Source organism: Flavobacterium sp. KACC 22758 (genome assembly GCF_028736135.1).
GTDB lineage: Bacteria > Bacteroidota > Bacteroidia > Flavobacteriales > Flavobacteriaceae > Flavobacterium > Flavobacterium johnsoniae.
The window spans coordinates 1,729,773-1,744,790 of record NZ_CP117878.1; the positions used below are offsets into that span (position 1 = coordinate 1,729,773).

Here is a 15,018-nt window from a genome sequence, read left to right on the forward strand (position 1 = left end):
AAAATGTATTTCAGGTTGAGCAATTCCTAAGCTTTGTGAGAAACTTAGAAATTAAATCCAAGTCTGGCATAGTAATATGCACCGCTGAAACCCATTTGTACAGCATCCCAATAACCTCCGGCTTCAGTATTTCCTTGTTCATCTTGTTTTGTTGGGTACACGTTAAATAAGTTGTTGCTTCCAATGCTTAGTTTTAAACTTTTGCTTAGTTGATAACCCAAAGTTAAATCTGTAACCAATCTTGGATTGTAAACATCATCTTCATCGGCATAATCAACTAAAACTACTTTGCTGAAACGGGTAAAAGCTAATCCTGCATCGAATTTATTTTTGGCATAATTTAAATTTAAAGCAAATTTGTTATCAGGTGCAGAGGCTAGTAAAAAGGCTTTTTCTCTTTTTCCAAAGAAAGTAGCTTCGTCCAGAGGACCATTTTTTACTTTGTCAATTTTCATGTCATTTATATTTCCTACCAATGTGGCGTTCAATTGACCAAAGTCAAATGCTTTTTTCCAGGAGAAAACTAAATCTAAACCATGAGTGCTTGTGTCAACTCCGTTAGCAAAAAACTGTGCTTCTGAAACACCTAAGTTTAAAGATTCGGCATCAAAATATCCAGTAAGTACAATACGGTCTTTTACCTTAATATAATAACCGTCTACAGTTGCAGTAAAATCTCCAAAAGAAGCTGTAAAGCCTAAAGATGCATTGACTGCTTTTTCTTCGTTTAACTTGCTGATTCCAAAAGCTCTTGTAACCTCGCTGTCATTTGGAGCCAGTAAAACTTCGGTTGCACCGCTTGCGTTAAAGTTCGTGAAACGTAAATTGTAATAAATCTGCGCTAATGAAGGTGCACGGAAACCAGTGCTTACAGATCCTCTTAAGTTAATATGCTTGTTTATTTTTAATCTTGATGCTAATTTTCCGTTTACAGTGCTTCCAAAATCGCTGTAATTTTCAAAACGAACTGCTCCGCTCACCATTAAAGCCTCTGTAATATCCAATTCTCCATCTGCATACAAAGAGAAGTTTGTACGGTTTTTATTAACCTCGTTGGCAGGACTGTATCCTGGAAAACCTTGCGAACCGCCTGGTCTTGGTATTGTTGGTGAAGAAGTAGGATCTGAAGGATCGTAATCTGGATTAGGAACCGTTGGCGGACTTTGAGTCGCTGGGTCGGTTATAGGCTGGCCATTTGTGTCATAAGTAGCATAAGAACCTTCTTCGCCGGCAAAAATCTTAAACTGTTCAACTCTAAATTCGGTTCCAAATGCGATATTAAAACCGCTAAGAACACTGTCGTAGTTTTTAGAAATGTCAAAATTAGTCGTGTTTTGAAGTAAACTATGACCTCCGGCGTCAAATTCGTGAGGAGATTTTTCTTCAAGAGAAGCATTTATAGTTCCTTTAATATCGTATTGAAATTTATTTTTTCCAAAAGTGTTGCTTAAATCAAATTTCCATCCTCCGTCAGATTCAGTTCTAATTCCTGCAGCAACCGAGTTGTCATTAATTTTTGAAGTAATTCTTGGTGTGTAACCTCCCGGATAAACTGATTCTACAACTCTTTCGCCGTCATTTCTGGTAAAAGCATACGCATCAGTATCTCTAAAATTACTTCCTCCAAAAGCATAAAATTCAGTTTTGTCAGCAATTGGAACAGCAAGATTAACAAAGAGATTAACGCCCTGCATTTCGGCATCGCCAAAACCTTTTCTAAAATCGTAGGAAGGTCTTAGGGTTTTATTTTTGTTTAAAAATTCTCCCGTAAAATTGGCATAACCGCCTTTTGTTCCTAATGCAACACCATAATTGGCGGCAACTCTTACAGAACCTCCATCAAAATCCTGATCTTTTCCGTATGAATTTCCGTTTCCATGCTGATCTAATCTGTATCCTTTTGTGTTTGGAGTTCCCGGCAGGAAATCGCCTTTTGCATTTGTGTTAAAAACTCCATACGTAACAGAACCCGTAAGTTCGTTTACATTATCATTGGTGACAATATTGATAACACCTGCAATTGCATCAGAACCGTATTGAGCCGCTGCGCCGTCACGCAGAATTTCGATTCTTTTAATAGAAGCTGCCGGAATTGCATTTAAGTCAGTTCCAGTATTTCCACGTCCGCGGGTTCCAAATAAATTAATTAAAGACGATTGGTGTCTTCTTTTTCCGTTAATTAAAACTAAAGTCTGGTCAGGTCCCATTCCTCTTAATGAAGCAGGATCTACGTGGTCGGCACCATCAGAACCGGATTGTTTATTCGCATTAAATGAAGGTGCTACATACTGCAGTAATTGATTGATTTCGATTTTCCCGCTTTGTGTTGTAACCTCTTTTACGTTAATGACATCAATAGGAACGGCAGAGTTTACAACAGTTCTTTTGGTATTTCTGGAACCTACTACTACAACGTCACTCAAAACCTGTCCGCCGCTTTCATCTAAAGTTATATTCATTTTATCTGAAGCTGCTTTTTCGATTGAAGCAAAACCAACATAACTGAAAATTAATACTGCTCCTTCTTTTACTTTAATTTTAAATCCTCCTTCAAAATCGGTTGAGACGCCATTTGAAGTTCCTTTTTCAACAATATTAACTCCAGGAAGCGGTGTGCCTGCTTTGTCTCTAACGACACCCGATACTTCTTTCTGTGCAAAAAGAAATGCTGAATTCAGCATCAATAAAAATAATGCAATCTTTTTCATGGTTATTGGTTTTTTGGTTTGTTTTTTGTTGTAAATTTTTATAAAATTACTATTATTTAACAAAAACTTAATAAAAAGTTTAAAAATTTTTAAGAATAGCCTTAAAATTATATTAATGCACATTTTTACTTCGGTTAAGAGGTATTAAATCTTATATTTGCAAAATTTTAAAGCCAAAAAATATCATTTTGGCATAAACGAAAAATAAAAACGTAAATCATAAATCATTACAATACAATTGTTAATGACCAGACCTGATAGTTCAGTGTCGAATAAAATAAACAGAAACAAGAAATGAAAGCAGGAATTGTAGGATTGCCAAATGTTGGAAAATCAACATTATTTAATTGTTTATCTAATGCAAAAGCGCAGAGTGCGAACTTCCCATTTTGTACTATCGAACCTAATATTGGTGTTGTAAACGTTCCAGATCCAAGAATCAATAAGTTAGAGGAATTGGTAAAACCAGAACGCGTTCAAATGGCAACTGTAGATATCGTAGATATTGCAGGTTTGGTAAAAGGAGCAAGTAAAGGAGAAGGTCTTGGAAACCAGTTTTTAGGAAACATTAGAGAGTGTAATGCTATCATTCACGTTTTACGTTGTTTTGATAATGACAATATTGTACACGTTGACGGAAACGTAAACCCAATTCGTGACAAAGAAACAATTGATATCGAATTGCAGTTAAAAGATTTGGAAACAGTCGAAAAACGTTTAGAAAAAGTAAAACGTGCTGCAAAAACCGGAAATAAAGAAGCTCAGGCAGAAGAAGCTTTATTAAACAGAATTAGAGAAGCTCTTTTACAGGCAAAATCTGCAAGAACAATTGTTCCTCAAAATAATGATGAAGAAGTTCTTATGGAAGCTTTCCAATTAATTACAGCAAAACCAGTTTTATACGTTTGTAACGTTGACGAAAGCTCTGCTGTAAACGGAAACAAATATGTTGATCAGGTTCGTGAATTAGTAAAAGATGAAGAAGCTGAAGTGATTGTACTTTCAGTAGGAGCAGAAGCTGATATTACAGAATTAGAAAGCTATGAAGAGCGTCAGGTTTTCTTAGAAGACATGGGATTAGAAGAGCCGGGAGCATCTGTTTTAATTCGTGCAGCTTATAAATTATTAAAACAGCAGACTTACTTTACAGCTGGTGTAAAAGAAGTTCGTGCCTGGACAATCAATATTGGAGCAACTGCACCGCAAGCGGCTGGAGTTATTCATACTGATTTTGAAAAAGGATTTATCCGTGCAGAGGTAATTTCATACGATGATTATGTTCAGTATGGTTCAGAAGCAAAAGCAAAAGAAGCTGGAAAATTCAGAGTTGAAGGAAAAGAATATATCGTAAAAGATGGTGATGTAATGCACTTCCGTTTTAACGTTTAATCTTTTTTTGAGAGAAGAAGAAAGAACAAAGAGAATAGACTAAAACTGCTGGAGGAATTCAGCAGTTTTTTTGTTTTTATTATTTAGGTTTTTATTATCAGGCTGAGCGAAGTCGAAGCTCACGCAAAGATTGTCGATTCTCTTTGTTGCTTTTCGTAGTGTGATTGCTTCGTTCCTCGCAATGACAAAAAATCCGTGTCTCATTTTGCAAACAAATTAACTGTTTAAAAATTTTTGGCTCAAAAATTGGTTAGTAAAAAATTAACCAATTACTAATCTAAAATCAACCAATTAAAATGCTGAAAAAATCATTTAAAATTCTAGGCTGGACGCTTTTCGGAATCTTTAGTTTTCTTGCTTTGTATGTTACATATGTTTTAATTATTTCTAAAATTACAGTCAATTCAGATGTTTCAAAAGTTGAAGAACAAGACGCAGTTCCAATTTACATTCTTTCCAACGGAGTCCATACTGATATTGTGGTTCCAATAAAAAATGAGATAAAAGACTGGCGAAGCGAAATTCAGTTCAATCAAACCCAATCAAAAGATTCTTTAATGAATTATATCGCTTTTGGCTGGGGTGATAAAGGCTTTTATCTTGAAACTCCAGAATGGGCAGATTTAAAAGCAAGCACAGCGTTTAAAGCCGCGTTTGGAATCAGTTCATCGGCTGTACATGCTACATTTTTTAAGCAGTTGAGAGAAGGTGATGATTGTAAACGTATTTTAGTTTCAAAAGAGAATTATCAAAAGTTAGTGAACTATATTTCAGATAGTTTTAGTGATCCAGTTCATCCAGAATGGATTCAGGGACACAGCTACGGAAAAAAAGATGCTTTTTATGAAGCCAAAGGAAGTTATAGTCTTTTCTATACCTGCAATACTTGGGCAAATAACGCGCTAAAAGCGGCGAACCAAAAAGCCAGCTTATGGACCGTTTATGATAAAGGGATTTTCTATCATTATAAATAATGTATAAATAAAGTCCCTGTGACATTCTTCAGATGTTAGTTTTTTAGTTGCCAATGTTGAATCTCTACGAGATTATTTCATGATGTATATTGTTAATTCAAATTGTGGAATTAAATGTTGGTAACTAAAATATGTTTCCAGTACAGTTATTCAGCTGGGAATTAAATATCGACAGATGGAAAAAATATAAAATTCCATTAAAAAACGAGAATTCAAGATTTTTTATTATTGCGTAAATTTGAGAGAATATCAAATTAATCAGCAGATGAAAATCAAAAATATCTTAAAAAAAATATGGTTTCTATTAAAGAATACTTTTTTAGAATTTAATGATGACAACGCTATTAAGCTCAGCGCGGCATTATCGTATTATACGATATTTGCACTGCCTCCGCTGTTAATTATTATCATTACTATTTGTGGTTTCTTTTTTGGAGAAGATGCAGTAACTGGCCAGCTGTATGGTCAAATTAACGGAATGGTAGGAAATAGTGCTGCAATTCAAATTCAGGAAGCTATAAAAAATGTGCAATTGTCTGGAGATAATATGTTTGCAACTGTATTTGGAATCGTAATGCTGTTAATTGGAGCATCTGGAGTTTTTGCTGAAATACAAAGTTCTATTAATTTTATTTGGGGATTACGCGCCAAACCAGATAAAGGTATTAAGAAATTCATTCAGAATCGATTAATGTCCTTTTCAATGATAGCATCTGTAGGCTTTTTAATGCTGGTGAGTTTACTCGTAAATACAACATTAGATTTAGTGAGTTCACGATTAAAAATCTACTTTCCGGAAAGTACCGTTTATTTGTTTTATGTTGTTAATGTAGTGATTGTACTGGCAAGTATAACACTGCTTTTTACTATAATTTTCAGAACTTTACCAGATGGAAAAATAAGATGGAAAGATGCTTTTATAGGATCAGGGGTTACTGCGGTATTATTTATGATTGGGAAGTTTGCGATAGGTTTTTATTTAGGAAGTTCAACTGTGGCTTCTGTTTATGGAGCGGCGGGATCTGTAATAATTATTTTAGTTTGGGTTTATTATTCGGCAATTATTCTGTATTTTGGAGCAGAATTTACTAAAGTATATGCAAAGGCTTACGGCGGTAAAATTTACCCAAATGAATATTCAGTTGAAATTCAAAAAGAAATTTTTGAAATAGAAAACAATTAAAGAACCGCAGCAGATTAAAAAATCATTTTAATCCTCTTAATCTGTGGCAAAAAACAAATACCACATATGAAAATAATAGCTTTTGGAGGAAGTAACAGTAAGCAGTCAATCAACAAACGTTTAGCGGCTTACGCTTCAAGTTTATTTGAAAATGCAGAAGTTGAGATTTTAGATCTTAATGATTTTGCAATGCCTGTATTCAGTGTAGATCTTGAAAAAGAAATAGGTCAGCATGAAGTGGCGAAGGCGTTTCTGAATAAACTTAAAGAAGCTGATATTCTGGTTGTTTCAATGGCAGAAAATAACGGGAATTATTCTGTTGCTTTCAAGAATGTTTTCGATTGGAGTTCAAGAATCGAAAAAGATGTTTTTCAGCATAAACCAATGTTATTATTAGCAACTTCTCCAGGAGGCAGAGGAGGTGCATCTGTTTTGGGAATTGCCCAGACTCTTTTCCCTCGTTATGGGGCAGAAATTAAAGGAAGTTTCTCATTACCAGCATTTGGCTCGAATTTTGATTTACAGGAAAATAAAATTTCTAACGTTGAGTTAGATAATGAACTGAAAAACATTATTAAATCAAATTTTTAAATGCCACAAAAAAAGTTTGCCCTTATTTTCCTTTTATTAAATAGCATTTTTATCAATTTTACGTTTTCTCAAAAGATTAGCGAAGTCGATAAAATAGTTGCAAAATATCCTAAAAGTTTTGACAGCACGGAACAGTTAGCAGAAAGAATCGAAAAAGATTTTGATTCAGATGCTGAGCGCGCACGCGCTATTTACGGCTGGATTGCCTTTAACATAAGATACGATTATAATGCGTATTTGAATCCGCCGAGAGTGCAGGGATTTAGTTATTCTACAGAAGCAGAAAAACAGCGTAAAATCAAACAATTAAATGATAACCTCATTCAGAAAGCTTTCAAATCAAAGAAAGCAGTTTGTGAAGGTTTTACGGCTTTATATCAGCATTTGGCTTCTCTAATGGGAATTAAATGCGAAATAATCCGCGGTGATTCTAAAATTTCAGTTAGAGATATCGGAAGAAAAACGACTTCATCCAATCATGCCTGGAATATGGTTTTGATCGATAAAAAATGGCGCTTAATTGATGTAACCTGGGGACAGGGGTATTATGACAGCAGCAAAGGCAGAATGGTAAACGATTTTAATCCCGTTTATTTTGACACAGATCCAGATTACTTTTTTGCCAAACATTTTCCGGATTCCGGAACTTATTTAGGTGAAAGATTAAGTAAAGAAGATTTTCTGAACGGTCCATTGATTTACAATACCACAATCGAAAAAGATTATAAAATTAAATCACCGGATTCTGGTATAGTTGAAGCCAGAAATGGAGATAAGATTACGGTAGAAATCAAAAATCTCTCAAAATCCAATCAGGTTTTTTATTTAAATAAAAAGAATCAGCCGGTTAAAGTTCAAAACCCGAAAGAAAAAAGAGGAGGGTTAGAATTTCAAATTACTATAGATAATAATATTGGAGATTATATCACTGTTTTTGCAGATACTAACAGTGTTGTTTCTTTTAAAGTAGTTTCAAAATAATATTTAAGGATTATACAAATTTTCATCTTTTCTGAAATTGCCGTATCTTAGCAAGAATGATCCGAATTTGAACACTATGGAAGCGACTTTTCTGAAATCGATCTTAGATAATGATTTCTACAAATTTACAATGCAGCATGCTGTAATTAAACTTTTTCCAAAAGCAAAAGTTCGTTACGGATTTATAAATCGTGGTAAACATATCTTTCCGGAAGGATTTGCAGATTTACTTCGACGTTCAGTAGATGCATTGTCTGAACTTCGTTTAACAAAAGAAGAGAAAAGTTATTTAGCTCATTATTGCCCTTATCTTGACCCAACCTATTTAGATTTTCTGCAAGGATTTAGTTTTGATCCGTCTGAAGTTCATATTAGTCAGGAAGGTTCTGAAATTTCAGTAACCGTAGAAGGATATTGGTACAGAACCATTTTATGGGAAGTTCCTTTGATGGCTTTGATTTCGGAACTTTTTTATAAATCAAACCATTTAATTCGTTTAAATGATGAAGCCATAAAAGAGCTGACAAAAGAGAAAATCGATAATTATAATAAATTAGGAGTTTCGATTTTAGAATTTGGAACAAGAAGACGTCATTCTTACGATGTTCATGATTTAGTAAATGAAACTTTAAGAACCTACGGCGGAAACAGTTTTATTGGAACGAGCAACGTACACTTTGCAATGGTTAACAATAGAAGGCCTTTGGGAACTCACGCTCATGAATGGTTTATGTTTCATGCCGCGCAGTATGGCTTTCAGGTAGCGAATTTTATAAGCCTCGAAAACTGGACAAAAGTTTACGGCGGTGACCTTGGAATTGCTTTAACGGATACTTATACTACAGAAATATTTTTCAACCAATTCGATAAAAAATATTCTAAGCTTTTTGACGGCGTTCGACATGACAGCGGTGATCCAATTGAGTTTGCCCAAAAAGTAATTTCTCATTATACCAAAATGGGAATTGATCCAAAATCAAAAGTTATTGTTTTTTCAGATTCACTTAATTATGATAAAGTAAAAAAGATTGTTGATTTCTGTCAGGACAAAATAAAAATGTCATTTGGAATAGGGACAAATTTCACCAACGATGTTGGACTTCCAGCAATGAATATGGTTATAAAATTAACGGATACAAAACCTGATAATGTACATTGGCAAGGCGTTGTTAAACTTTCTGACGAGAAAAATAAAAACACAGGAACGCCCGAAATGATTGCTCTGGCAAAAGAAGTACTGGGAATCAAATAGTGTTTTTTTTTGATAAAAAAGCAGTTTTTTATAATTTTACCGCCCATTTTATTTTAAAATCAATTTAAATAGATTTTAAACTGTTATTATTCATAACAAAAAGAAAATACGCTTTCATTTTTTGCTAAGAAATGGTACATTAGCAAAAAATCCTAAATTCATATATGCTAGAGCAAAATCAATATACCGAAGATAATATTCGTTCACTTGATTGGAAAGAACATATCCGTATGCGTCCGGGAATGTATATCGGAAAACTTGGAGACGGTTCTTCTCCAGATGATGGTATTTATATTCTATTAAAAGAGGTTTTAGATAACTGTATCGATGAGTTCGTAATGGGCTCTGGAAAAACTATTGAGGTAACGATAAAAGATAAAACGGTTTCGGTTCGTGATTACGGACGTGGAATTCCGTTGGGGAAAGTGGTCGATGTAGTTTCGAAAATGAACACAGGAGGAAAGTACGATTCTAAAGCTTTCCAGAAATCAGTTGGTTTGAATGGTGTCGGAACAAAAGCGGTAAATGCGCTTTCTACTTATTTCCGTGTAGAATCGGTTCGTGATGATAAACAAAAAGCGGCAGAGTTTTCCGGCGGGAATTTAGTTTCAGAAGAAGATGTAATCGATACTACAAAACGTAAAGGAACAAAAGTAACTTTTACGCCAGACGAAACGATTTTCAAGAACTATAAATTCCGTTTAGAATACGTTATCAAAATGGTTAAAAACTATTGTTACTTAAACAATGGTTTGACAATTATTTTCAATGGAGAAAAATATTATTCAGAAAACGGACTTCGTGATTTATTAGAAGAAACAATCAGCGAAGAAGATTTAGAATATCCAATTATTCACTTAAAAGAGCATGATATCGAGGTTGCGCTTACACACAGTAAAACGCAGTACAGCGAAGAATATCACTCTTTTGTGAACGGTCAGAACACAACGCAGGGTGGAACGCACTTAGCGGCCTATCGTGAAGCGGTTGTAAAAACGATTCGTGAGTTTTATAATAAGAATTTCGAAGCATCAGACGTTCGTAAATCGATTGTAAGTGCGATTAGTATTAAAGTAATGGAACCGGTTTTTGAGTCTCAGACCAAAACAAAATTAGGTTCTACAGATATGGGTTCTGATGATGGAACACCAGCAGTTTCTGTTCGTACTTTCGTAAACGATTTTATCAAAACCAAGTTAGATAATTATCTGCATAAAAATCCAACAACTGCGGATGCTTTATTGCGTAAAATTCTGCAGGCAGAACGTGAGCGTAAAGAATTATCGGGAATTAGAAAACTGGCGACAGATCGTGCTAAAAAAGCGAATCTTCACAATAAAAAATTAAGAGACTGCCGCGCGCATCTTCCTGATACCAAAAACCCAAGAAACTTAGAAAGCACACTTTTTATTACCGAGGGAGATTCGGCTTCCGGATCAATTACAAAGTCGCGTGACGTGAATACACAAGCAGTTTTCAGTTTACGTGGTAAACCTTTGAACTCATACGGAATGACGAAGAAAATCGTGTATGAAAACGAAGAATTCAATTTATTGCAGGCAGCGCTTGATATCGAAGACGGATTAGAAAAATTACGTTACAATAATATCGTAATTGCAACCGATGCCGATGTCGACGGAATGCACATTCGCTTGCTTTTAATTACTTTCTTTTTACAGTTTTTTCCAGAATTAATCAAAGAAGGGCATTTGTATATTTTACAGACACCGCTTTTCAGGGTTCGAAACAAAAAAGAAACGATTTACTGTTATTCTGATGAAGAAAGAAAAGACGCCATCGAGAAATTAAAACCAAAACCGGAAATCACCCGATTTAAAGGTTTGGGAGAGATTTCGCCAGACGAGTTTAAAAACTTTATTGGCGACACTATCCGTCTTGATCCGGTTATGATGGATAAAAATACTTCTATCGAGCAGTTGTTATCGTTCTACATGGGTAAAAATACGCCAGATAGACAAGAGTTTATTATTAAGAACCTGAAGGTTGAGATTGATGAATTGGAGGAGGTTTAAGAATTTTTAGAATAGCAAATAGTGTCAGACGGTCTTCAAAATAAAGTTATTTTCCAGCAAGTATCGGAGTTATTACAAAATGCCCGACAACAGGTTTTGCGTACTGTAAATTCAACAATGACAATTACCTATTTTGAAATAGGAAGAATAATTGTTGAAGAAGAACAAAATGGAAAAGATAGGGCTGAATATGGAAAACAACTCTTAAAAGACCTTTCAAAGCAATTGACGAAAGAATTCGGGAGAGGCTTTTCTATTGATAATTTGGAAAATATGAGGAAGCTCTTTTTGACTTTCTCAAAATCCGAGACACTGTCTCGGATTTTACAAAATCAAAAAAACCAGTCAGTAACTGCGGAATTTAATAAAGTAGATTATCAAACTTTATCTTCATTTTTTAAATTGACTTTTAGCCATTATATTTTTCTAATGCGAATTGAAGATGAAAAAGAAAGAAGGTTTTACAAAATTGAATCTGAAAAACATAATTGGAGTGTTCGGGAATTAAAACGTCAATACAATACAGCGCTTTATACACGATTGGCTTTAAGCAGAGATAAAGAAGGAATTTTAAAGCTTTCAGAGAAAGGTCAGATTATCGAGAAACCGAAAGATATTATTAAAGATCCTTATATTCTGGAGTTTTTAGGATTACCAGAATTGAATCAATATTCTGAATCGCAGTTAGAAGAAGAAATTATCAGTAAACTAGAGCAGTTTTTATTAGAATTAGGTCATGGTTTTACTTTTGTTGCAAGACAGGAAAGAATTACTTTTGATGATAAACATTTTAGAATTGATTTAGTTTTTTACAATAGAATACTGCGGTGTTTTGTGCTTATAGATCTGAAAATAGGCGAATTAAAACATCAGGATTTAGGTCAGATGCAAATGTATGTCAATTATTACGATAGAGAAATGCGATTGGAAGATGAAAATAAAACTATCGGAATTGTACTTTGTCAGACCAAAAGTGAAGCTGTAGTAAAATATACTTTACCAGAAAATAATGAGCAAATATTTGCCAGTAAATATAAGACCGTTTTACCAAGTGTTGAAGCTTTAAAACAACTACTCGAAAACAAATAGAATTATAATTAGAATATAATTAAATGAAAGACGAAGAAGACGATAACATAATTCCAAACGACGACGAGAATAATCAAGATGAAAACCTGATGGATGACAATCAGGATGGAGATGACGAGGATATTATAAACGTAGATGCGAAGCATTTCGAGGGACAGCATTTTTACGAAAATCAGGAAGAAGAAGGTGAGGACGTTATTACTAAAGTAACGGGAATGTACAAGGACTGGTTTTTGGATTATGCTTCGTATGTGATTCTGGAACGTGCAGTTCCTGCTATCGAGGACGGATTTAAGCCTGTTCAGCGTCGTATTATGCACTCTTTAAAAGAGCTGGACGATGGTCGTTATAATAAAGTTGCCAATGTTGTAGGTCACACCATGCAGTATCACCCACACGGAGATGCAAGTATTGGTGACGCAATGGTGCAGATTGGTCAGAAAGATTTATTAATTGACTGTCAGGGTAACTGGGGAAATATTTTAACGGGCGATGGTGCAGCTGCACCCCGTTATATTGAGGCACGTTTATCTAAGTTTGCTTTAGAGGTTTTATATTCTCCAAAAATTACAGAATGGGGACTATCGTATGACGGTAGAAAAGCCGAACCGATTAATCTTCCGGTAAAATTTCCATTGCTTTTAGCGCAGGGAGCAGAAGGTATTGCGGTGGGACTTTCAACAAAAGTACTGCCTCATAACTTTAACGAATTAATTGATGCTTCGATTAAAATCTTAAAAGGAAAGCCCTTTACGCTTTATCCTGATTTTATGACGCAGGGTATTGCCGACGTCTCGAATTACAACGACGGAATGCGCGGCGGACGTGTGCGTGTGCGTGCTAAAATTTCGCAATTAGACAAAAATACATTGGTAATTACACAGATTCCGTTTTCTACCAATACATCGAGTTTAATTGACAGTATTTTGAAAGCCAATGATAAAGGTAAAATCAAAATCAAGAAAATTGAAGATAATACGGCTGCTGATGTTGAGATTTTAATCCATCTTTTCCCGGGTGTTTCTCCAGATAAAACAATTGATGCATTATTTGCATTTACAGCCTGCGAAACTTCTGTAGCGCCTTTAGGATGTGTTATCGAAGACAATAAGCCGTTGTTTATTGGTGTTTCTCATATGTTGAAGATTTCAACACACAGAACAGTTGATTTACTTCGTCAGGAATTAGAAATTCAGTTAGAAGAATTAAAAAATAAGTGGCACTTTTCTACTTTGGAGAAAATCTTCATTCGTGAAGAAATGTATATCGACTTCAAATTATATGGAGACAGAGAATCACTTTACAAATATTTATACGATCGTTTTGAGCCTTTCAAAAAATCATTCGTTAGAGAAATTAATGACGACGATTTACAGCGTTTGACTCAAATCCCGATGATTCGTATTACGCGTTTCGACTCTGATAAAGCCGATGATTTAATCGCGAAGTTAGAAGACGAAATGAAAGAAGTTGAGCATAATCTGGAACATTTAACAGATTTTGCAATTGCTTACTTTACTAAATTAAAAGAGAAATACGGAAAAGGACGCGAACGTCAGACAGAGCTTCGTGTTTTTGATAACGTTGAAGCTACAAAAGTAGTTTTGCGTAACACAAAACTTTACGTAAACCGCGAAGAAGGTTTCGTAGGAACGAGTTTAAAGAAAGATGAATACGTAGGTGATTGTTCGGATATTGATGATGTTATCGTTTTTTTACGAGACGGAACATTGATGATAACCAAAGTCGACGCCAAAACTTTTATTGGAAAAGACATTATACACGTCGCAGTTTTTGATAAAAACGACAAGCGCACCATTTATAACATGATGTACCGCGATGGTAAATCAGGGCCGTCTTATATAAAACGTTTCAATGTTACAGGAGTAACCCGTGATAAAGCTTACGATTTAACAAATGGTACAAACGGTTCTCAGGTGGTTTATTTTTCACATAATCCAAATGGTGAAGCTGAGGTAGTTACTATCTTACTGCGTCAGGTTGGAACGATTAAGAAACTGAAATTCGATATTGATTTTGCTAAGTTAGCCATTAAAGGACGTGGTTCTAAAGGAAACTTAGTGACCAAATATCCAATCAAGAAAATCGAATTAAAAGAAAAAGGAATTTCGACATTACTGCCAAGAAAAGTTTGGTTTGACGATACTGTAAAACGTTTAAATGTAGATGCAAGAGGAGAGTTGTTAGGTGAATTTAAACCAACAGACAAAATCTTAATAATTAATCAGTCAGGTAAATTAAAAGTAATAATCCCTGAATTATCGACTCATTTTGATGAAGACATGATTGTTCTGGAAAAATGGAAACCTAAAAAACCAATTTCTGCGATTTATTATGATGGAGAAAAAGAGCGTTATTTCTTAAAACGTTTCCTTGTTGAAAATGAAGGAAAAGAAGAAAGCTTTATTACAGACCATCCAAATTCGCAGTTAGAGATTGTTTCGACCGATTATCGTCCGGTAGCACAATTGGTTTTTGCCAAAGTAAAAGGCGTTCAAAAAGACGATTTACATATTGATGTAGAAGACTTTATAGCTGTAAAAGGTTTTAAAGCTCTAGGAAATCAATTAACAACAGATAAATTAAAACAAGTAAATCTCTTAGATCCGCTTCCTTACGAAGAACCAATTGAAGAAATTCCTGAAAAACCGGAAATTTCAGAAGATGATCCTGTAGAAACAGAATTAGACGACGACGGCCAAATAGGATTGGTTTTAGAATAAAAATATAAAAACCGCTAGGAAGAAATTCTTAGCGGTTTTTATATTTTAGTTATAACTGCAAAATTAGTCAGCCC

General features: G+C 34.6%; 10 protein-coding genes. 9 read left to right on the forward strand and 1 reads right to left on the reverse strand.

Annotation, left to right across the window (positions count from 1 at the left end; genetic code table 11):
• Positions 1 to 44: 44 nt before the first annotated feature.
• Positions 45 to 2,708 (reverse strand): TonB-dependent receptor, encoded by a 2,664-nt coding sequence (locus PQ462_RS07410; protein WP_274252951.1) that lies wholly within the window; start codon positions 2,706 to 2,708, stop codon positions 45 to 47.
• Positions 2,709 to 3,002: 294 nt separating this feature from the next.
• On the opposite strand from PQ462_RS07410, the gene ychF reads away from it, so the two are divergent.
• The 9 genes from ychF to PQ462_RS07455 all read left to right on the forward strand — a co-directional run bounded on the left by ychF (position 3,003) and on the right by PQ462_RS07455 (position 14,944).
• Positions 3,003 to 4,097, forward strand: coding sequence for a redox-regulated ATPase YchF (ychF, locus tag PQ462_RS07415; RefSeq protein ID WP_012024533.1), 1,095 nt, complete (start codon positions 3,003 to 3,005; stop codon positions 4,095 to 4,097).
• Between the two features lie 296 nt (positions 4,098 to 4,393).
• Positions 4,394 to 5,071, forward strand: coding sequence for a TIGR02117 family protein (locus tag PQ462_RS07420; RefSeq protein ID WP_274252952.1), 678 nt, complete (start codon positions 4,394 to 4,396; stop codon positions 5,069 to 5,071).
• A gap of 265 nt (positions 5,072 to 5,336) precedes the next feature.
• The gene (locus PQ462_RS07425) at positions 5,337 to 6,254 is read left to right on the forward strand and encodes a YihY/virulence factor BrkB family protein (RefSeq protein ID WP_274252953.1); all 918 of its coding nucleotides are present in this window, start codon (positions 5,337 to 5,339) and stop codon (positions 6,252 to 6,254) included.
• A 66-nt stretch (positions 6,255 to 6,320) separates the two neighbouring features.
• Positions 6,321 to 6,845 (forward strand): NADPH-dependent FMN reductase, encoded by a 525-nt coding sequence (locus tag PQ462_RS07430; RefSeq protein WP_274252955.1) that lies wholly within the window; start codon positions 6,321 to 6,323, stop codon positions 6,843 to 6,845.
• Entirely contained in the window at positions 6,846 to 7,826 is a 981-nt protein-coding gene (locus PQ462_RS07435) for a transglutaminase domain-containing protein (protein ID WP_274252956.1), read from the forward strand.
• Positions 7,827 to 7,902: 76 nt separating this feature from the next.
• Positions 7,903 to 9,078, forward strand: a complete 1,176-nt coding sequence (gene pncB / locus PQ462_RS07440) for a nicotinate phosphoribosyltransferase (protein WP_274252957.1) — start codon at positions 7,903 to 7,905, stop codon at positions 9,076 to 9,078.
• A gap of 164 nt (positions 9,079 to 9,242) precedes the next feature.
• The gene (locus PQ462_RS07445) at positions 9,243 to 11,111 is read left to right on the forward strand and encodes a DNA topoisomerase IV subunit B (RefSeq protein WP_274252958.1); all 1,869 of its coding nucleotides are present in this window, start codon (positions 9,243 to 9,245) and stop codon (positions 11,109 to 11,111) included.
• Positions 11,112 to 11,132: 21 nt separating this feature from the next.
• Positions 11,133 to 12,200, forward strand: coding sequence for a PDDEXK nuclease domain-containing protein (locus PQ462_RS07450; RefSeq protein WP_274252959.1), 1,068 nt, complete (start codon positions 11,133 to 11,135; stop codon positions 12,198 to 12,200).
• 23 nt (positions 12,201 to 12,223) lie between these two features.
• The gene (locus PQ462_RS07455; RefSeq protein WP_274252960.1) at positions 12,224 to 14,944 is read left to right on the forward strand and encodes a DNA gyrase/topoisomerase IV subunit A; all 2,721 of its coding nucleotides are present in this window, start codon (positions 12,224 to 12,226) and stop codon (positions 14,942 to 14,944) included.
• Positions 14,945 to 15,018: the final 74 nt, after the last annotated feature.